This window comes from Pseudomonas sp. B20(2017) (genome assembly GCF_002113125.1).
GTDB lineage: Bacteria > Pseudomonadota > Gammaproteobacteria > Pseudomonadales > Pseudomonadaceae > Aquipseudomonas.
Window position 1 is genome coordinate 172,673 of the sequence record NZ_NEJP01000010.1, and the last position, 18,853, is coordinate 191,525.

15 protein-coding genes are annotated in these 18,853 nt (G+C 61.6%); 11 read left to right on the forward strand and 4 right to left on the reverse strand.

The window, feature by feature from the left end:
- The first annotated feature begins 122 nt into the window (after positions 1-122).
- Positions 123-2,378, forward strand: a complete 2,256-nt coding sequence (locus tag CAF63_RS16575) for an Orn/Lys/Arg decarboxylase N-terminal domain-containing protein (RefSeq protein WP_085686486.1) — start codon at positions 123-125, stop codon at positions 2,376-2,378.
- A gap of 14 nt (positions 2,379-2,392) precedes the next feature.
- Complete coding sequence (locus CAF63_RS16580) at positions 2,393-3,007, forward strand: GNAT family N-acetyltransferase (protein WP_085686487.1); 615 nt, start codon at positions 2,393-2,395, stop codon at positions 3,005-3,007.
- On the opposite strand, the gene CAF63_RS16585 is transcribed toward CAF63_RS16580, so the two are convergent.
- On the reverse strand, positions 2,973-3,866 hold the full coding sequence (locus CAF63_RS16585; protein WP_085686488.1) for a LysR family transcriptional regulator: 894 nt from the start codon (positions 3,864-3,866) through the stop codon (positions 2,973-2,975). The two genes, CAF63_RS16580 and CAF63_RS16585, sit on opposite strands and share 35 nt — an antisense overlap.
- An 85-nt stretch (positions 3,867-3,951) precedes the next feature.
- Complete coding sequence (locus CAF63_RS16590; protein ID WP_007956926.1) at positions 3,952-4,188, reverse strand: hypothetical protein; 237 nt, start codon at positions 4,186-4,188, stop codon at positions 3,952-3,954.
- A 185-nt stretch (positions 4,189-4,373) separates the two neighbouring features.
- Between CAF63_RS16590 and CAF63_RS16595 the strand changes: the two genes are divergently transcribed.
- The gene (locus tag CAF63_RS16595; RefSeq protein WP_007956924.1) at positions 4,374-4,931 is read left to right on the forward strand and encodes an NADPH-dependent FMN reductase; all 558 of its coding nucleotides are present in this window, start codon (positions 4,374-4,376) and stop codon (positions 4,929-4,931) included.
- A 170-nt stretch (positions 4,932-5,101) separates the two neighbouring features.
- Entirely contained in the window at positions 5,102-6,385 is a 1,284-nt protein-coding gene (locus tag CAF63_RS16600; RefSeq protein WP_085686489.1) for an arsenic transporter, read from the forward strand.
- Between the two features lie 104 nt (positions 6,386-6,489).
- Here CAF63_RS16600 and CAF63_RS16605 read toward each other — a convergent pair whose 3' ends face one another.
- Positions 6,490-7,440, reverse strand: coding sequence for a DUF1853 family protein (locus tag CAF63_RS16605; protein WP_085686490.1), 951 nt, complete (start codon positions 7,438-7,440; stop codon positions 6,490-6,492).
- A 115-nt stretch (positions 7,441-7,555) separates the two neighbouring features.
- Between CAF63_RS16605 and CAF63_RS16610 the strand changes: the two genes are divergently transcribed.
- From CAF63_RS16610 to pepN, 6 genes are read left to right on the forward strand one after another with little or no spacing between them, the layout of a single operon-like run.
- Positions 7,556-8,446, forward strand: coding sequence for an NAD(+) kinase (locus CAF63_RS16610; protein WP_011333623.1), 891 nt, complete (start codon positions 7,556-7,558; stop codon positions 8,444-8,446).
- Positions 8,443-9,417, forward strand: coding sequence for a metallophosphoesterase (locus CAF63_RS16615; RefSeq protein ID WP_371807412.1), 975 nt, complete (start codon positions 8,443-8,445; stop codon positions 9,415-9,417). Before CAF63_RS16610 ends, CAF63_RS16615 begins: the two co-directional genes overlap by 4 nt.
- On the forward strand, positions 9,414-10,283 hold the full coding sequence (locus CAF63_RS16620; protein ID WP_085686492.1) for a rhomboid family intramembrane serine protease: 870 nt from the start codon (positions 9,414-9,416) through the stop codon (positions 10,281-10,283). The genes CAF63_RS16615 and CAF63_RS16620 overlap by 4 nt, the downstream gene beginning before the upstream one ends.
- Positions 10,284-10,313: 30 nt before the next feature.
- Positions 10,314-10,574, forward strand: coding sequence for a YeaC family protein (locus CAF63_RS16625; protein WP_085686493.1), 261 nt, complete (start codon positions 10,314-10,316; stop codon positions 10,572-10,574).
- Positions 10,571-11,401: a DUF2797 domain-containing protein gene (locus CAF63_RS16630; protein ID WP_085686494.1), complete on the forward strand. Its 831-nt coding sequence runs from the start codon at positions 10,571-10,573 to the stop codon at positions 11,399-11,401. The genes CAF63_RS16625 and CAF63_RS16630 overlap by 4 nt, the downstream gene beginning before the upstream one ends.
- Positions 11,402-11,411: 10 nt before the next feature.
- Positions 11,412-14,069: an aminopeptidase N gene (pepN, locus tag CAF63_RS16635; RefSeq protein WP_085686495.1), complete on the forward strand. Its 2,658-nt coding sequence runs from the start codon at positions 11,412-11,414 to the stop codon at positions 14,067-14,069.
- A gap of 147 nt (positions 14,070-14,216) precedes the next feature.
- Here pepN and katG read toward each other — a convergent pair whose 3' ends face one another.
- Positions 14,217-16,481: a catalase/peroxidase HPI gene (katG, locus tag CAF63_RS16640; protein WP_085686496.1), complete on the reverse strand. Its 2,265-nt coding sequence runs from the start codon at positions 16,479-16,481 to the stop codon at positions 14,217-14,219.
- Positions 16,482-16,807: 326 nt separating this feature from the next.
- Here katG and CAF63_RS16645 point away from each other — a divergent pair, with 326 nt between their 5' ends.
- The gene (locus CAF63_RS16645; RefSeq protein WP_085686497.1) at positions 16,808-18,844 is read left to right on the forward strand and encodes a TonB-dependent receptor; all 2,037 of its coding nucleotides are present in this window, start codon (positions 16,808-16,810) and stop codon (positions 18,842-18,844) included.
- The last annotated feature ends 9 nt before the right edge of the window (positions 18,845-18,853 follow it).

An 18,853-nucleotide genomic window follows, 5' to 3' on the forward strand; every position in this document is an offset into this window, starting at 1 on the left:
GTCCGGACGGTTCTTTGTTTTTGGCAGTACTGACAACTGGCCACCCTCGCCACATCCGCTCCGACCCTCTACCCTGAGGACATTGGCAGATCACTCTCCGCCGCCTCAGGACACTGAGCCCCATGTACAAAGATCTGAAGTTCCCGGTGTTGATCGTCCACCGCGACATCAAGGCCGACACGGTTGCCGGCGAACGCATTCGCGGCATTGCCCGTGAACTTGAGCAGGAAGGTTTCAGCATCGTTTCGGCCACGGACTACACCGAGGGCCGGCTGGTGGCGTCGACCCACCATGGTCTGGCGTGCATGTTGATTGCCGCCGAAGACGCGAGCACCAATTCCCATTTGTTGCAGAACATGGCCGAACTGATCGGTCTGGCCCGGGTGCGGGCGCCGGATCTGCCGATCTTCGCCCTCGGTGAGCAAGTCACCCTGGAAAATGCCCCGGCCGATGCCATGGCCGAGCTCAACCAGTTGCGTGGCATTCTCTACCTGTTCGAAGACACGGTGCCGTTTCTCGCCCGGCAAGTGGCGCGGGCGGCGCGCAAATATCTGGACGGCCTGTTGCCACCGTTCTTCAAAGCGCTGGTGCAACACACCGCTGATTCCAACTATTCCTGGCACACTCCCGGCCACGGCGGCGGGGTGGCTTATCACAAGAGTCCGGTGGGGCAGGCGTTTCACCAGTTCTTCGGGGAAAACACCCTGCGCTCGGATCTGTCGGTCTCGGTGCCGGAGCTGGGTTCCTTGCTCGACCACACCGGGCCGCTGGCTGAGGCGGAAGCGCGAGCCGCGCGCAATTTCGGCGCCGATCACACCTTTTTCGTGATCAATGGCACGTCTACCGCCAACAAGATCGTCTGGCACTCTATGGTCGGCCGCGATGATCTGGTGCTGGTGGATCGCAACTGCCACAAGTCGGTGTTGCACGCGATCATCATGACCGGCGCGATTCCGCTGTACCTGTGCCCGGAACGCAATGAGCTGGGGATCATCGGCCCGATTCCGCTCAGTGAATTCAGCCGCGAATCGATCCAGGCCAAGATCGATGCCAGCCCGCTGACCAAGGGCCGCGAGCCGAAAGTCAAACTGGCGGTGATCACCAACTCTACCTACGACGGCCTCTGCTATAACGCCGAGCTGATCAAGCAGAGTCTGGGCAATAGCGTCGAAGTCCTGCATTTCGACGAAGCCTGGTATGCCTACGCGGCGTTTCACGAATTCTTTGCCGGCCGTTACGGCATGGCCACCTCGCGTAGCGAGGACAGTCCGCTGGTGTTCACCACCCATTCCACCCACAAATTGCTGGCGGCGTTCAGCCAGGCCTCGATGATTCATGTGCAGGACGGTGGGGCACGGCAGCTGGATCGAGACCGATTCAACGAAGCGTTCATGATGCACATCTCGACCTCGCCGCAGTACAGCATCATCGCGTCGCTGGACGTGGCGTCGGCGATGATGGAAGGGCCGGCTGGACGCTCGCTGCTGCAGGAAACCTTCGACGAAGCCCTGAGCTTTCGCCGGGCGCTGGCCAATCTGCGCCAGCACATCGCCGCTGATGACTGGTGGTTCTCGATCTGGCAGCCGCCGGGTGTCGAGGGCATCGACCGGGTGCAGACCGCAGACTGGCTACTGCAACCCGATGCGGACTGGCACGGTTTCGGCGAGGTCAGCGACGACTACGTACTGCTCGACCCGATCAAGGTCACCCTGGTCATGCCGGGGCTGACCGCTGGCGGCGCTTTAAGCGACAAGGGAATCCCGGCGGCCGTGGTCAGCCGCTTCCTTTGGGAGCGCGGGCTGGTGGTGGAGAAAACCGGTCTGTATTCGTTTTTGGTGCTGTTCTCCATGGGCATCACCAAGGGCAAGTGGAGCACGCTGCTGACCGAACTGCTGGAGTTCAAGCGCAGCTACGACGCCAACGTCAGCCTCGACACCTGCCTGAAGTGTGTCGCCCAGGAAGATCCTGTGCGCTATCGCGGCATGGGCCTGCGCGATCTGTGCGATCAGCTCCACGCCTGCTACCGCAGCAACGCCACGGCCAAACACCTCAAGCGCATGTACACCGTGCTGCCGGAAATCGCCATGAAACCGGCTCACGCCTACGACCAACTCGTGCGTGGCGAAGTCGAGGCAGTGCCGATCGATGAGCTGGAAGGCCGGGTGGCGGCGGTGATGCTGGTGCCGTACCCGCCGGGTATTCCGCTGATCATGCCCGGCGAACGGTTTACCGAATCCACGCGCTCAATCATCGAATACCTCAGGTTTGCCCGCACGTTCGACGCAACGTTTCCGGGGTTCGTGGTCGATGTGCACGGTCTGCAACACGAAGATGAGGGCAATGGGCGGCAATACACCGTCGATTGCGTCAAGGAATGAGGGCTTTTCCGAGTATGCAACCGGTCATGAATCCGAAATACCCAGGTCTGTCGGTGCGGGTTGCCGACGAGGGTTTTGCCGAATATATCTGGGGCAGCGATTTCAGCTTCGAGGTGGCTGCTTACGGCGCAGCCGAAATCGGCAAACCCGTGGCGCAGTGGGCGGTGACGCCCATCGTGCCCTATCGCAAGTGCTACGGCATTGATCCTGAAGAATTCAGCAGTTTTCGCGATGCCGCCGACAGCGCGATCTTCATGGCGTATCTGGAGGACGAGCCGGTCGGTCATCTGGTGATCAGCACCAACTGGAACGGTTTCGCCCATATCGATGAACTGGCGGTACACGCCCCGGCGCGGCGCCACGGTGTGGCCAAGGCCTTGCTCGACGTGGCGCAGTTCTGGAGCCGCAAGAAAAAGCTGCCGGGAATCATGCTGGAAACCCAGAACAACAACCTCGGCGCCTGTCGCCTGTATGAGCGTTGCGGTTATGTGATCGGCGGCATCGACCATCTACGGTATCGCGGCATCGATCCGAACACCGCCGAAGTGGCGTTGTTCTGGTATCGATTGTTCGATAACCCGCTGGAGCATCCGATCAGTTTGCCAGCATCGCCTCGGCTTGTTCCGTGACGATCCCGAGCAGTGTCTGAATCGCCGCTGACGGCGTGGCGTGTCTGAAAGTCAGGGCATAGAGGCTGATCGGTACCGCCGGCGACAGCGGGCAGACATCGAGACCACCCGCCCGTGCGCCAAGGGCGGTGAACGGGTCGACGATCGCCAGGCCTTCGCCGGCCTCGACCATGCTGCGCATCATCTGGTGGGTCTGCACCCGGGTCTGGATGGTCGGCGCCGGGCGCAGGGCCAGGAGCTTGTTTTCCAGGGCCGGGCTCAACGGGTCTTGGCCTTCGAGTCCGACCATGGCCTGGCCGGCCAGATCCTGCAGGGAAATGTACTTCTGCTTCGGCTGCAGCCAGCCGTGGGGCGCAAGTAATTGCAACTTGCCCTGGGCCAAAGGCTGGCAATCAATGTCGGGGTGTTGCGGGTCGTGCAGGCTCAGGCCCAGATCGCTGTCGCGCAGCAGCAGGTGGCGGACGATGTCGCGAGTCGGTTCGCTGAGCAGGGTGCAGGGTACGTCGGGCAGGCGCCGACGCAGGGCAGCGAGACTTTGCGGCAGCAGTTGCTGGGCCAGCGGCGGGGTGCCGATGATCCGCAGGGGCGGGGCGAGGTATTGCTTGAGGCTGATGGCCAGCCGTTGTACCGGCTCCAGCGCTTCATAGATGTGGCCGATCTCGACTTGCAACGCCCGGGCCTCCGGGGTCGGCTGAAGCCGTCCGCGTACGCTGGCGAACAGCATGAAACCGAGCTGACTCTCGGCTTCGCGCAAACGCTCTTCGACCTCCGGCGCCGGTAGTTGCAGCCATTCGGCGGCGGTGCCCACGTGACCGGTCTGCAAAAGCGCCTGAATCACTTCGATATGACGTAAACGCATGCGTGAAGTCCATGTCCGGCCGTTGGGGTCAGTGGCTGAATCCTACCCCAACTCGGCACGGATGACTTCTGCTCATAACGATCGGTTATGAAGCGACCGATGGCTCGGGTTCACGGATCAGGGTGATGCCCGACTGAACCAGCAAAAACTCGTTGTCGTCGATCTTGTTGACGCGGTCGCCAATCGCCAGTTTGTAGGTGGTAACGGGCTCCGTGCCGGTGAAACCGTCTGCCGACGGGTTGGATTCCTGGAACTCATGCACGGAATAAACGCGGCCTTCCGCATCTCTTGCATGGAACTGACCGACGAGTACTGCTGCCATCTGCTTAGAACCTCTGGAGATAAAACGCTTGATTTGCGGCTTGGTAGACCGTCATCGAGCTTGGTAAGTTTTCCTACAGGAAAAAAATATTCCAGACGGGGGAAATAACCTTCAACGTCTGGTGGAATCGTCGCCGGATCATCTATAACTACTGGCTCCTCCCACGGACAGTCGAGAGTCTTCCAATGAGCAATGTCTATAACGTCGCAGTAGTGGTCGGCAGCCTGCGCAAAGCGTCCATCAACCGCAAGGTCGCCCTGGCGCTGGCGGAACTGGCACCGGCCAATCTCAAGCTGAACATTGTCGAAATTGGCGATCTGCCACTCTACAACGAAGACATCGACGGCGATTCACCGCCGGCAGCCTACAGCACTTTCCGGCAAAAAGTGGGCTCATCCGACGCTCTGCTGTTTGTCACGCCGGAGTACAACCGGTCGGTGCCGGCCCCTTTGAAGAACGCGATCGACGTCGGTTCGCGGCCGTATGGCAAGAGTGTCTGGAGCGGCAAACCGGGCGCGGTGATCAGCGTTTCGCCGGGTGCCATCGGCGGTTTTGGCGCCAACCAGCATCTGCGTCAGTCCTTTGTTTTCCTCAACGTGCCGTGCATGCAGCAGCCGGAAGCCTACTTGGGCGGCGCGGGCACCGCGTTCGACGAGGCGGGCAAGCTGAACGAATCGGTGAAGCCGTTCCTGCAGAGCTTTATCAATGCGTTTGGTGAGTGGGTGGCGCAGCACAAGAAGTGATTCGCTGAATTTTCTGACAAGATCGATACCCTGTGGGAGCGAGCCTGCTCGCGATATCGGTGTATCAGCTGACACTTCAGTTGAATGACACGCCGCCATCGCGAGCAAGCTCGCTCCCACAGATATTTTGTTGTGGCTCGTTTTTCTAACCTGATTGAAGGCTGTCGCGAATGCTCGCTGCGTCACTGATTTTCCTGCTGACCATTACCCTGGTGATCTGGCAACCCAAAGGCCTCGGGGTCGGCTGGAGTGCAACGTTCGGCGCCATCGTTGCGCTGATTTTTGGTGTGGTGCACCTGAGCGACATCCCGTTGGTGTGGCAAATCATCTGGAACGCCACCGGCACGTTCGTGGCGCTGATCATCATCAGCCTGCTGCTCGACGAGGCCGGGTTCTTCGCCTGGGCCGCGTTGCACGTAGCGCGGTGGGGGCGGGGCAGTGGGCGCAGGCTGTTTGCTTTCATGGTGCTGCTTGGCGCGTTGGTGTCGGCGCTGTTCGCCAATGACGGCGCGGCGCTGATCCTCACGCCGATCGTGATTTCCATGCTGCTGGCCCTGCGTTTTTCCCCGGCAGCGACCCTGGCCTTCGTGATGGGCGCGGGGTTCATTGCCGACACCGCCAGCCTGCCGCTGGTGGTGTCGAACCTGGTGAACATCGTTTCGGCCGACTTTTTCCACATCGGTTTCAACCGCTATGCAGCGGTGATGGTGCCGGTCAACTTCGTCAGCGTCGCGGCCACGCTGGGCATGTTGCTGTGGTTCTTCCGCCGTGACATTCCCGAGAGTTATGACCCGGAACAGCTTGAGCACCCGGAAACCGCCATCCACGACAAAGCCACGTTCTACGCGGGTTGGGTGGTGTTGCTGATTCTGTTGATCGGCTGCTTCGCGCTGGAGCCGCTGGGGATTCCGATCAGCGCGATCTCGGCAGTATGTGCGGCGCTGTTGCTGGCGATTGCCGCGCGCGGGCACAAGATCTCCACGCGCAAGGTGATGAAAGAGGCGCCGTGGCAGATCGTGATTTTCTCGCTGGGCATGTACCTGGTGGTCTACGGCCTGCGCAACGCCGGGCTCACCGATTATCTGGCCGGCTGGCTCGATGTGTTCGCCGGCTACGGCGTATGGGGCGCGGCGATGGGCACCGGGGTGCTGACGGCGTTGTTGTCGTCGATCATGAACAACCTGCCGACGGTGCTGGTCGGGTTGCTGTCGATCGATGCCAGCCAGGCCAGCGGCGTGGTGAAGGAAGCGATGATCTACGCCAACGTGATCGGCAGCGACCTGGGGCCGAAAATCACCCCGATCGGCAGTCTCGCGACCCTGCTCTGGCTGCATGTGCTGGAGCGCAAGAACATCAAGATCGGCTGGGGTTATTACTTCAAGGTCGGGATCGTGCTGACCGTGCCGGTTCTGTTGGTCACCCTGGCGGCACTCGCCGTGAGACTTTCCATTTAGACCGAGTCGGCCCCTTCGCGAGCAAGCTCGCTCCCACAGTGGAATGTGTTTCAAATGTGGGAGCGAGCTTGCTCGCGAAGGGGCCAGATCAGGCGCCACAGAAATCAGGATTGGCCGGGCACATTCGGCCACAGATCCGACACCAGAAACAGCCGCTCGGCTTCTTCCCACTCGCCCCGGGCATTATCGGTCAGGCGCACCATCAGTTGCGCCGGGGCCAGCGGTTCGAGTTCGTCGAGCCAGGCCTGCAAGTGGCCGTTGCTCCAGGTCTGGTCTGCCGGGTAGTGCGCCGGCGCGAGCCAGGCATGGCGGGGCAGGGGTTGCCAGCGTCCGACCGGGCGCTGGGCGACAAACGCCGGCCAGTCTTTCTGATGCAGCCAACTGCCACGCAAATGCTGCGGGTGGGCACCGCTGGGCGGCACGGACTGTCCGGGCCATGGATACAACAGATACCCGCCAAGCCACAGTTGCGCGCTGAACGACCCGACATCCAGCGCCGCCAGCACTTTGCGGCTTTCGGGGCGCGCAGAAATCGGTAGTTGATGTTCGCTCAAGTGCGCCAGTTTGCGATCCAGCCGATCATGACAACCCGGCCCCAGCCACGACGCCGGATCATGGCCGTCGCCGTCCTGCGGGCCGAGGTAGAGTTTGATCGCCAGTTCCAGGTGATGCACGCCGTCGCGGTCGCGCAGCAGCATGTCCAGCTCGCCGAGGGTGTGCCCTTCGCGGCGGATCGGCAGGTTGGCGGCGATCAGTTCGATGCCTGGCGCGTGCTCCACCGCAAATTGCCACAATCGCTCGTAATACAGGCCCAGGCGCCGGGTGCGGGCCTGGGACAGCCAGTGCAGCAGGCCGTAACTGTCGCGGTCGAGCTGGTGCAGCCAGTGTTCCAGGCGCTCGGGGTCGCTGACCCAGTCGCTGCCCGCCAGCGGATGGCGCTGCGGCCACGGGGTAGCGGCGAGCATCGGCGGGGCGAGGATCACCCACGCCAGATCACGCACCTCCGGGTGACGTAACTGGTGGGGCAACTGCAGCAAATCGGGAAATAGGATCATCTTGCGAGCATAGCCTCAAACACCGGTGCATCCTCGGGGCTGAAAGGATTTTGTCTATCCGGCGCTTTCGCCCATAATCGTGCTTTTCGCCGTCTCAGTCCCCCGCAGGAGTCCCATGGAGCAATTTCGTAATATCGGCATCATCGGTCGCCTGGGCAGCTCCCAGGTGCTGGATACCGTCCGCCGACTGAAACGCTTCCTGCTCGATCGTCACCTGCATGTGATTCTCGAAGACACCATCGCCGAAGTCCTGCCGGGCCATGGCCTGCAGACCTCGTCGCGCAAGATGCTCGGCGAAGTCTGCGACATGGTCATCGTGGTCGGCGGTGACGGCAGCCTGCTCGGCGCGGCGCGGGCACTGGCCAAGCACAATATTCCGGTGCTCGGGATCAACCGTGGCAGCCTCGGCTTTCTCACCGACATCCGTCCCGACGAGCTGGAAATCAAGGTCGCCGAAGTGCTCGACGGCCATTATCTGGTGGAAAACCGCTTTCTCCTGCAAGCCGAGGTCCGTCGCCACGCCGAGGCCATCGGCCAGGGTGATGCGCTGAACGACGTGGTGCTGCACCCTGGCAAATCGACGCGGATGATCGAATTCGAGCTGTACATCGACGGCCAGTTCGTCTGCAGCCAGAAGGCCGACGGCCTGATCGTCGCCACTCCGACCGGTTCCACCGCGTACGCACTGTCCGCCGGTGGCCCGATCATGCATCCCAAGCTTGACGCTATTGTGATTGTGCCGATGTACCCCCATACCTTGTCGGGCAGACCGATCGTGGTCGATGGCAACAGTGAGCTGAAAATCGTCGTGTCCAAAGATATGCAGATCTACCCGCAGGTCTCCTGCGACGGGCAGAACCATTTCACCTGCGCGCCGGGCGACACCATCACCGTCAGCAAGAAAGCGCAGAAGCTGCGGCTGATCCATCCGCTCGACCACAACTACTACGAAGTCTGCCGGACCAAGCTCGGCTGGGGCAGCAAGTTGGGTGGTGGAGGCGACTGATGCTCGATCCCGCGCGCAGTTATGACCTGATTGGTGACGTGCACGGATGCGCCCTGACCCTGGAACACCTGCTGGACCGCCTCGGTTACCACAAGCAGGGCGGGGTCTGGCGGCATCCATCGCGCATGGCCGTGTTTGTCGGCGACATCATCGACCGCGGCCCGCGGATTCGCGAGGCTTTGCACATCGTTCACGACATGGTCGAGGCCGGTCAGGCGTTGTGCATCATGGGCAACCACGAATTCAACGCGCTCGGCTGGAGCACTCCGGCGCCTCCGGGCAGCGGCAAGCAGTTCGTGCGTGAACACACGCCGCGCCATGCCCGTTTGCTGCATGAAACCCTGACCCAGTTCGAAAACCATCCGGGTGACTGGCACGACTTCCAGCAATGGTTCTATGAGCTGCCGCTGTTTGTCGACGCCGGTCGCTTCCGGGTCGTGCATGCCTGCTGGGATGCCGGTCTGATCGAGCCGCTGCGCGCGCTGTTTCCCGATGGCTGCATCGATGAACACTTTCTCCAGGCTTCCGCCGTACCGGGCAGCTTTGCCTGCACGGTGTTCGATCGCCTGCTGCGCGGCACCGACATGCGTCTGCCGGATGGTCTGACCATGACCAGCGGCGATGGCCTGGTGCGCTCGTTCTTCCGCACCAAGTTCTGGGAAGACGACCCGCAAACCTATGGCGACATCGTGTTCCAGCCCGATGCACTGCCGGAACCGGTAGCGCAAAAGCCGCTGACTTCCAGCGAAAAGAATTCCCTGCTGCGCTACGGCGTCGATGAGCCGTTGCTGTTCGTCGGCCATTACTGGCGCAGCGGCAAACCGGCGCCGATCCGCCCGAACCTCGCCTGCCTGGATTACAGCGCGGTGCTGTACGGCAAACTGGTGGCCTATCGTCTGGATCAGGAAACCCGCCTTGATCCGCATAAATTTGTCTGGGTCGACGTCGAGCGGCCGGAGGTGCTGCGATGAGTGCCATAGCCGTCTTGCGTGTGCCGTTGGCGGCGGACCTGAGTGGTTTCGTCAAACTGCTGCAACGCATGCAAGTGCCCCATCGCGTCAGTGAAGAGGCGGGCGAGCAGGTGTTGTGGGTGCCCTCGGAAATCAGCGACGACGTGCGTTCGCTGTACGAGCGTTTCCCGGCGGGCGACCCCGATCAGCAACTGGAAATTCCGGTGGCGCCGACGTTCAAGCGCCCGAGCTTTGCCGAGCAACTGAAGCACGCCAAAGCCACCGGGTTCATTCTGCTGCTGAGCCTGATCGTCGGTGGGTTGACCTTTCTCGGCGATAACCTCGACACGATGCGCTGGCTGACCTTCCTCGATTTCCGCGTGGTTGGCGACTACATCCACTTCACATCGCTGGCCGACAGCCTGGCAGCGGGGCAGTGGTGGCGCCTGTTCACGCCGATGCTGATTCACTTCGGCATCCTGCATCTGGCCATGAACGGCATGTGGTACTGGGAGCTGGGGCGGCGCATCGAGTCGCGCCAGGGCAGCGTCAACCTGATCGGCCTGACGCTGCTGTTCGGCCTCGTTTCCAACTATGCGCAGTTCGCGTGGGGCGGCCCGAGCCTGTTTGGCGGCCTGTCTGGCGTACTTTACGGATTGCTCGGTCACTGCTGGATCTTCCAGCTGCTGGCGCCTAACCCGGCCTATCGCCTGCCGCGCGGCGTGCTGGTGATGATGCTGGTGTGGTTGCTGGTGTGCATGTCGGGGCTGATCTCGATGATCGGTTTCGGCGAAATTGCCAACGCCGCCCACGTCGGCGGGTTACTCATCGGATGCTTCACCGGTTTGTTGGGCGGTTTGTACAACCGCCGTAAACTGGCCGCCTGAATTTTTTGAATAAAGAGCACGGAGACCCTGATGTCCTCTTTTAACGATTTGATCAAAAACATCACCCCCGACATCTACCAGAGCCTGAAACTGGCCGTAGAGATCGGCAAATGGTCGGACGGTGGCAAGCTCACCGCCGAACAGCGTGAGCTGTCGCTGCAGGCGATGATCGCCTGGGAAATCCAGAACCTGCCCGAGGAAGAGCGCACCGGTTACATGGGCCCGCAGGAATGTGCGTCGAAGTCGATCGAAGTGCCGAACATCCTGTTCAAGTCGGACGCCCTCCATTGATCGAGATCGGCCGCGGTGCAATCAGCAAAATGTCGGCGCGCCTGGACGGGCCGAACGTGCAGTACGCGTTTCGTCTGGATGACGTCGAGGTGCCGGTCAACCCGTTGATCGGCAGCACGGTGCGTCTGGAATACCTGGGGGCGATTCACTGCACCCATTGCGGGCGCAAGACCAAGACCAGTTTCAGTCAGGGTTACTGCTACCCGTGCATGACCAAACTGGCCCAATGCGACGTATGCATCATGAGCCCGGAGCGCTGCCACTTCGAGGCCGGCACCTGCCGGGAGCCTGAGTGGGGCGAGAAGTTCTGCATGACCGACCACATCGTCTACCTGGCCAATTCGTCGGGGATCAAGGTCGGCATCACCCGCGCCACCCAGTTGCCGACCCGCTGGCTCGATCAGGGCGCCAGTCAGGCGTTGCCGATCATGCGCGTTTCCACGCGCCAGCAATCGGGCTTCGTCGAAGACCTGTTCCGCAGTCAGGTGGCGGACAAGACCAACTGGCGCGCCTTGCTCAAGGGCGACGCGGTGGCGGTGGATCTGGCGCAGGTGCGCGATCAGTTGTTCGAAAGCTGCGCCCCGGGTTTGCAAGGTTTGCAGGAGCGATTCGGTCTGCAGGCCATTCAGACCATCGCCGACGTCGAGCCGCTGGAAATCCGTTACCCGGTCGAGCAGTACCCGGCCAAGATCGTCAGCTTCAACCTGGACAAGAACCCGATTGCCGAAGGCACGCTGCTGGGGATCAAGGGCCAGTACCTGATCTTCGACACCGGCGTGATCAACATTCGCAAGTACACGGCCTATCAGCTCGCCGTGCATCAATAAGGACTTCAGCATGCGCACCGAACAACCGAAGATGATTTACCTGAAGGACTATCAGGCGCCCGAGTACCTGATCGATGAAACACACCTGACCTTCGAGTTGTTCGAGGACCACAGTCTGGTCCACGCGCAACTGGTGATGCGCCGCAACCCGGCCCGTGGCCCGGGCCTGCCGCCGCTGGTGCTCGATGGCCAGCAGCTGGAATTGCTCTCGGTGACCCTGGCAGACCAAGAACTGAGCGCGAGCGATTACCAACTGACTGAAAACCACCTGACCCTGCAACCGGCCAGCGAAACCTTCACGGTCGACACCAGCGTCAAGATCCACCCGGAAACCAACACCGCGCTGGAAGGCCTGTACAAGTCCGGCACGATGTTCTGCACCCAGTGCGAAGCCGAAGGTTTCCGCAAGATCACCTATTACCTCGACCGCCCGGACGTGATGAGCAAGTTCACCACCACCGTGGTCGCCGAGCAGCACAGCTATCCGGTGCTGTTGTCCAACGGCAACCCGATTGCCAGCGGCCCCGGCGAAGACGGCCGGCACTGGGCGACCTGGGAAGACCCGTTCAGAAAACCGGCGTACCTGTTCGCGCTGGTGGCCGGTGACTTGTGGTGCGTTGAAGACTCTTTCACCACCATGACCAACCGCAACGTGGCGCTGCGCATTTATGTCGAGCCGGAAAACATCGACAAGTGCCAGCACGCCATGAACAGCCTGAAGAAGTCAATGCGCTGGGACGAAGAGGTCTACGGTCGCGAGTACGATCTGGACATCTTCATGATCGTCGCCGTGAACGACTTCAACATGGGCGCCATGGAGAACAAGGGCCTCAACATCTTCAACTCCAGTGCCGTACTGGCCCGTGCCGAAACCGCCACCGACGCTGCGCACCAGCGGGTCGAGGCGATCGTCGCCCACGAATACTTCCACAACTGGTCGGGCAACCGCGTGACCTGCCGCGACTGGTTCCAGCTGTCGCTGAAAGAAGGCTTCACGGTATTCCGCGACGCCGGGTTCTCCTCCGACATGAACTCGGCCACGGTCAAGCGCATTCAGGACGTGGCGTACCTGCGTACCCACCAGTTCGCCGAAGATGCCGGCCCGATGGCCCACGCGGTGCGCCCGGACAGCTTCATCGAGATTTCCAACTTCTACACCCTGACCGTGTACGAAAAGGGCTCGGAAGTGGTCGGCATGATCCACACCCTGCTCGGCGCCGATGGCTTCCGCAAGGGCAGCGACCTTTACTTTGAACGCCACGACGGTCAGGCAGTGACCTGCGATGACTTCATCAAGGCCATGGAAGATGCCAACGGCGTCGACCTGACCCAGTTCAAGCGCTGGTACAGCCAGGCCGGGACACCGCGTCTGGCGGTGAGCGAGTCTTATGACGCCGCTGCGAAAACCTACAGCCTGACCTTCCGCCAGAGCTGCCCGGAAACCCCGGACAAGGTTGAAAAGCTGCCGTTCGTAATCCCGGTGGAACTGGGTCTTCTCGACAGCCAAGGCAACGAGATTGCCTTGCGTCTGGCTGGCGAAGCCTCGGCCCAAGGCACTAGCCGAGTGATCTCGGTGACTGAAGCCGAGCAGACGTTCACCTTCGTCGACATCGCCGAACAACCACTGCCTTCGTTGCTGCGAGGTTTCTCGGCGCCGGTGAAACTGAGCTTCCCGTACAACCGCGATCAGTTGATGTTCCTGATGCAGCACGACACCGACGGTTTCAACCGTTGGGATGCCGGCCAGCAATTGTCGGTGCAGGTGTTGCAGGAACTGATCGGTCAGCAGCAGAAGGGCGAAAGCCTGGTGCTCGACCCGCGTCTGGTTTCCGCGCTGCGTACCGTGCTGTCGGACGAGTCGCTGGATCAGGCGATGGTCGCGGAAATGCTCTCGCTGCCAAGCGAAGCCTACCTGACCGAAATCAGCGAAGTCGCCGACGTGGAAGCGATCCACACCGCCCGCGAATTCGCCCGTCAGCAACTGGCGGACAACCTGTTCGAGGCGCTGTGGCTGCGTTATCAGGCCAACCGCGACCTGTCGAAGCAAACCCCATACGTGGCCGAAGCCGAGCACTTCGCCCGTCGCGCGTTGCAGAACATCGCGCTGTCGTACCTGATGCTCAGCGGCAAGCCGGAAGTGCTGGCGGCGACGCTCGAACAGTTCGACAGCTGCGACAACATGACCGAGCGCCTGACCGCGCTGGCCGTGCTGGTCAACTCGCCGTTCGACGAACAGAAAACCAAGGCTCTGGCCAGTTTCGCCGAGCACTTCAAGGACAATCCGCTGGTCATGGATCAGTGGTTCAGCGTGCAGGCCGGCAGCACCTTGCCGGGCGGTCTGGAACGTGTGAAGGCGCTGATGCAGCACCCGGCGTTCAACATCAAGAACCCGAACAAGGTGCGTGCGCTGGTCGGCGCCTTTGCCGGGCAGAACCTGATCAACTTCCACGCGGCGGACGGTTCGGGCTATCGCTTCCTCGCGGATCTGGTGATCGAGCTGAACGGCTTCAACCCGCAGATCGCTTCGCGCCAACTGGCGCCGCTGACCCGCTGGCGCAAGTATGACGGTGCTCGTCAGGCGCTGATGAAGGCGGAGCTGGAGCGGATTCTGGCGTCCGGTCAGCTGTCCAGTGATGTGTATGAAGTGGTCAGCAAAAGCCTGGCGTAAGCTGGGATAGCACCGCTTAAAACTGTGGGGGCGACGGTGCGACGATTCGACTTGCTCGCGAATGCGGTAGTTCAGACGACATCTGCGTGTCTGATACTCCCTCTTCGCGAGCAAGCTCGCTCCCACAGTTGTTTTGCGTTTCCTCAGTTACTTCAGATCAAACCGATCCAGATCCATCACCTTCGCCCACGCGGCAACGAAGTCGTTGACGAACTTTTCCTTCGCATCGGAGCTGGCATACACCTCGGCCAGCGCCCGCAGTACGGCGTTGGAACCGAACACCAGATCGACCCGGGTCGCCGTCCATTTCACGCTGCCGGTTTTACGGTCACGACCTTCGAACTCGGTTTTGGACGTCGGTTTCCATTCCACGCCCATGTCCAGCAGGTTGCGGAAAAAGTCGTTGGTCAGGGTGCCGGGTTTGTCGGTGAACACGCCGTGTCTGGTTTTACCGACGTTGGTGTCCAGTACGCGCAGGCCGCCAATCAGCACGGTCATTTCCGGTGCCGAAAGGGTCAGCAGTTGCGCTTTGTCGATCAGCAACGCTTCGGCCGGCACGCGATAGGTGGTGGCAGCGTAGTTGCGGAAGCCGTCGGTGTGCGGTTCGAGGAAGCCGAACGACTCGACGTCGGTCTGCTCCTGACTCGCATCGGTGCGCCCCGGATTGAACGGCACGGTCACCGTGTGTCCGGCGTTTTTTGCCGCTTGTTCGACACCGGCATTCCCGGCCAGCACGATCAGATCCGCCAGCGAGACTTGCTTGCCTGCCGCCCCGGCGTTGAACTCGTTCTGAATGCCTTCGAGGACTTTCAGCACTTTGTCCAGTTGCTCAGGCTGGTTGGCCTGCCAGAATTTCTGCGGTGCCAGACGCAGACGTCCGCCATTGGCGCCGCCGCGTTTGTCCGAACCCCGGAAGGTCGATGCGGCCGCCCAGGCGGTGGAGACCAGCTCCGAAACGGACAGCCCCGACGCCAGTACTTTGCCTTTCAACGCCCTGATATCGCTGTCGTCCACCAGTGGATGCCTGGCTTCGGGAATCGGGTCTTGCCACAGCAGTTCTTCCTGGGGCAATTCCGGGCCGAGGTAGCGCGACAGCGGCCCCATGTCACGGTGAATCAGCTTGTACCAGGCGCGGGCAAAGGCATCGGCCAGTTGATCGGGATTGGCCAGGAAACGCCGCGAAATCTTCTCGTAGGCCGGGTCGAAACGCAGGGCCAGGTCAGAGGTGAGCATGGTCGGGTCGATGCGTTTGTTCGGGTCGTGGGCGTGGGGGATGGTGCCGGCCCCGGCGCCGTTTTTCGGTTTCCACTGATGAGCGCCGGCCGGGCTTTTGGTCAGTTCCCACTCGAAGCCGAACAGGTTTTCCAGGTAGTTGTTGCTCCACTTCGTAGGAGTGGTGGTCCAGGTCACTTCCAGGCCGCTGGTGATGGTATCGGCGCCTTTGCCGGTACCGAAGCTGTTTTTCCAGCCCAGGCCTTGTTCTTCAAGGCCGGCGGCTTCCGGTTCCGGTCCGACGTTGTCGGCGGGGCCGGCGCCGTGGGTCTTGCCGAAGGCGTGACCACCAGCGATCAGGGCGACGGTCTCCTCGTCGTTCATGGCCATACGGCCGAAGGTTTCGCGGATGTCCTTGGCCGAGGCTACCGGATCGGGATTGCCTTCCGGGCCTTCCGGGTTCACGTAAATCAGGCCCATCTGCACGGCGGCGAGCGGGTTCTCGAGGTTGCGTTCGCCCTGGTTGGTGCGGCTTTCTTCATTGCCGTGTTCGGCAGGTTCAGCCACCAGCGTGCCTTCGCCCGGCGGCTGCATGGATTCCGGATCCTTGCCGTAGCGGTTATCGCCGCCCAGCCATTTGTTTTCCGAACCCCAGTACACGTCTTCATCCGGTTCCCAGACATCCGCGCGGCCACCGGAGAAACCGAAGGTCTTGAAACCCATCGATTCCAGCGCGACGTTGCCGGTGAGTACGATCAGGTCGGCCCAGGAAATGTTGCGGCCGTATTTCTGCTTGATCGGCCACAGCAGGCGGCGGGCCTTGTCGAGGCTGACGTTGTCCGGCCAGCTGTTGAGCGGGGCGAAACGTTGCTGGCCGGAGCCAGCGCCGCCACGTCCGTCAGCGGTGCGATAGGTGCCGGCGCTGTGCCAGGCCATGCGGATGAAGAGCGGGCCGTAGTGGCCGAAGTCCGCTGGCCACCATTCCTGGGAGTCGGTCATCAGCGCCGTCAGATCGCGTTTTAGGGCCTGGAAATCCAGGCTTTTGAAAGCCTTGGCGTAGTCGAAGTCCTTGCCCATCGGATCGGATGCGGGCGAGTGCTGACTCAGGATTTTCAGGTTCAGTTGATTCGGCCACCAATCGCGGTTCGTCGTGCCACCGCCGGCGGCGTGGTTGAACGGGCATTTCGATTCATTTGCCATGTTCGGGTCCTTATCAGGTCTTCTGCGGCCGGCTCGTGCCGACTTCGGACTAGTAAGGCTAGACCCGACTCGGCGAGTCAGCTAATAGGCCGACTATTGGTGGCTGATAGGCGCAGTCTCTTACGCGAAGTGTCAGGCGCCGGCGCAGGGCAGGGCGCTGAAATGCCCGTGCTTGAGCGATGGTTTGCAAATTTGTGGAAGAAACGTGATGGTCATTAGAAATGTTATTGTATAACATAAAAATGATTTCATCTGATTGATGCCGGTTACACGCACTCTGTCTCGCCGGCATCGATCCTCACTTTTCTGCCTGACGGATTCCTGAAATGCCTTCCCGTTTCCACACCTTCCAACCCCGCCTGACGCTCATGGCCTCTGCGCTGCTGATTGCTTCCCCCGCATTCGCCGCCGACCCGCTGGAACTGCAACCGCAAGTCATCACCGGCAATCCGCTGGGCAGTCAGACGCTGGCCTCGCCCTCGACTGTGTTGAGCGGCGACAGCCTGACGCTGCAGCAAAAGGGCAGCCTCGGCGAAACCCTGAACAAGCAGCCGGGCGTGTCGTCGTCCTACTTCGGCCCCGGTGCGAGTCGCCCGATCATTCGCGGGCAGGACGGCGATCGCATTCGCATCCTGCGCAACGGTGTCGGTGCGCTGGACGCCTCGTCGCTGTCCTACGATCACGCGGTGCCGCTGGATCCGGTCAACGTCGAGCGCATCGAAATTGTCCGTGGCCCGGCGGCCTTGCTGTACGGCGGTAGCGCCATCGGCGGGGTGGTCAACACCTTCGACAACCGCATCCCGACCGAAGCCATCGAAGGCATTCACGGTGCCGGCGAGTTACGCTACGGCGGCGCCGACACCACTCGCAGCAGTGCCGGCAAGCTCGAAGCCGGTAACGGCCAGTTCGCCTTGCACCTGGACGCCAGCGCCCGCGAGTTCAATGACCTGAAGATTCCCGGCTACGCCAAAACCGGCCGTGAACGGGCGAACGACGATGGCGATTCGAAAAAGCATCGGCTAGCCAACAGCGACGGTCGTCAGGACGGCGGTGCGGTGGGTGGCTCGTACACCTGGGATGATGGTTATGCGGGGCTGTCGTACAGCAATTACGATTCCAACTACGGCTCGCCGGCCGAAGACGATGTGCGCATCCGCATGGAGCAGGAGCACTACGCGTTCGCCTCGGAAATCCGCAACCTCGACGGCCCGTTCAGCTCGGTCAAATTTGATGCCGGCTACACCGATTACCAGCACCGGGAAATCGAGGGCGGCGAGGTCGGCACCACGTTCAAGAACCAGGGCTACGAGGCGCGGGTCGAGGCCCGGCATCAGCCGTTGGGGCCGTTCAACGGGGTGATTGGCGCACAGGTCAGTCGCAACGAGTTCTCGGCGCTGGGCGAAGAAGCATTCGTGCCACACACCGATACCGATGCCGGTGCACTGTTCATTCTCGAAGAGCTGCAAGCCACGGATCGCCTGCTGTTTACCCTCGGCGGACGCCTTGAGCACACCACGGTCGACCCGGACGCCAAAGGCAACGAGCGCTTCGCCAATGCCGATCGCTCCAGCAGTTTCACCGCCGGCAGCCTGTCATCCGGTGCGGTGTACACGCTGACGCCGGTCTGGTCGGTCGCCGCCACGCTGGGCTACACCGAACGCGCACCGACGTTCTATAAGCTTTACGCCAACGGCGCCCACGTCGCCACCGGCACTTATGAAGTCGGGGATGCGGGGCTGTCGAAAGAGAAAGCCATCTCCAGCGACCTGGCCCTGCGTTTCGACAACGGTACGCACAAGGGCAGCGTCGGCGTCTTCTATAGCCATTTCTCCAACTACATCGGCCTGCTCGGGACGGGGCGCACGCTCAACGACGAAGGGGAGGAGGACGCCGACGGCATTCCTGAATACACCTACTCCGGTGTACGAGCGCGCTTCAGCGGCATCGAAGCGCAGGATCGCTGGACGCTGGGCGAAAACGCCTACGGCAAGTTTGCTCTGGAACTGTCGGGCGACTACACCCGCGCCAAGAACCTCGACAACGGCCAGGACCTGCCGCGCATCGCTCCGCTGCGGTTGAACACCGGTCTGTTGTGGGAGCTGGATCGCTGGCAGGCACGGATCGATGTGGAACATGCCAGTTCCCAGCACCGGGTGCCGGACAATGAAAGCAGCACCGACGGCTACACCACGCTGGGGGCGAATGTGGGTTATCACTTTGATGTCGGCCAGAGCAAATGGCTGGCCTTCGTCAATGCCGAGAACCTGACTAATCAGACCGTGCGTTACGCCAGCTCGATCCTGCGCGATATTGCGCCGGCAGAAGGGCGCAGCATTCAGGTCGGTCTGCGCACCACGTTTTGATCGTTCACA

What these genes read in the sequence shown, in the direction of transcription:
- CAF63_RS16575 (WP_085686486.1), top strand. Translation starts at nt 123, where the DNA reads ATGTACAAAGATCTGAAGTTCCCGGTGTTGATCGTCCACCGCGACATC.
- CAF63_RS16580 (WP_085686487.1), top strand. Translation starts at nt 2,393, where the DNA reads ATGCAACCGGTCATGAATCCGAAATACCCAGGTCTGTCGGTGCGGGTT.
- CAF63_RS16585 (WP_085686488.1), bottom strand. Translation starts at nt 3,866, where the DNA reads ATGCGTTTACGTCATATCGAAGTGATTCAGGCGCTTTTGCAGACCGGT.
- CAF63_RS16590 (WP_007956926.1), bottom strand. Translation starts at nt 4,188, where the DNA reads ATGGCAGCAGTACTCGTCGGTCAGTTCCATGCAAGAGATGCGGAAGGC.
- CAF63_RS16595 (WP_007956924.1), top strand. Translation starts at nt 4,374, where the DNA reads ATGAGCAATGTCTATAACGTCGCAGTAGTGGTCGGCAGCCTGCGCAAA.
- CAF63_RS16600 (WP_085686489.1), top strand. Translation starts at nt 5,102, where the DNA reads ATGCTCGCTGCGTCACTGATTTTCCTGCTGACCATTACCCTGGTGATC.
- CAF63_RS16605 (WP_085686490.1), bottom strand. Translation starts at nt 7,440, where the DNA reads ATGATCCTATTTCCCGATTTGCTGCAGTTGCCCCACCAGTTACGTCAC.
- CAF63_RS16610 (WP_011333623.1), top strand. Translation starts at nt 7,556, where the DNA reads ATGGAGCAATTTCGTAATATCGGCATCATCGGTCGCCTGGGCAGCTCC.
- CAF63_RS16620 (WP_085686492.1), top strand. Translation starts at nt 9,414, where the DNA reads ATGAGTGCCATAGCCGTCTTGCGTGTGCCGTTGGCGGCGGACCTGAGT.
- CAF63_RS16625 (WP_085686493.1), top strand. Translation starts at nt 10,314, where the DNA reads ATGTCCTCTTTTAACGATTTGATCAAAAACATCACCCCCGACATCTAC.
- pepN (WP_085686495.1), top strand. Translation starts at nt 11,412, where the DNA reads ATGCGCACCGAACAACCGAAGATGATTTACCTGAAGGACTATCAGGCG.
- katG (WP_085686496.1), bottom strand. Translation starts at nt 16,481, where the DNA reads ATGGCAAATGAATCGAAATGCCCGTTCAACCACGCCGCCGGCGGTGGC.
- CAF63_RS16645 (WP_085686497.1), top strand. Translation starts at nt 16,808, where the DNA reads ATGCCTTCCCGTTTCCACACCTTCCAACCCCGCCTGACGCTCATGGCC.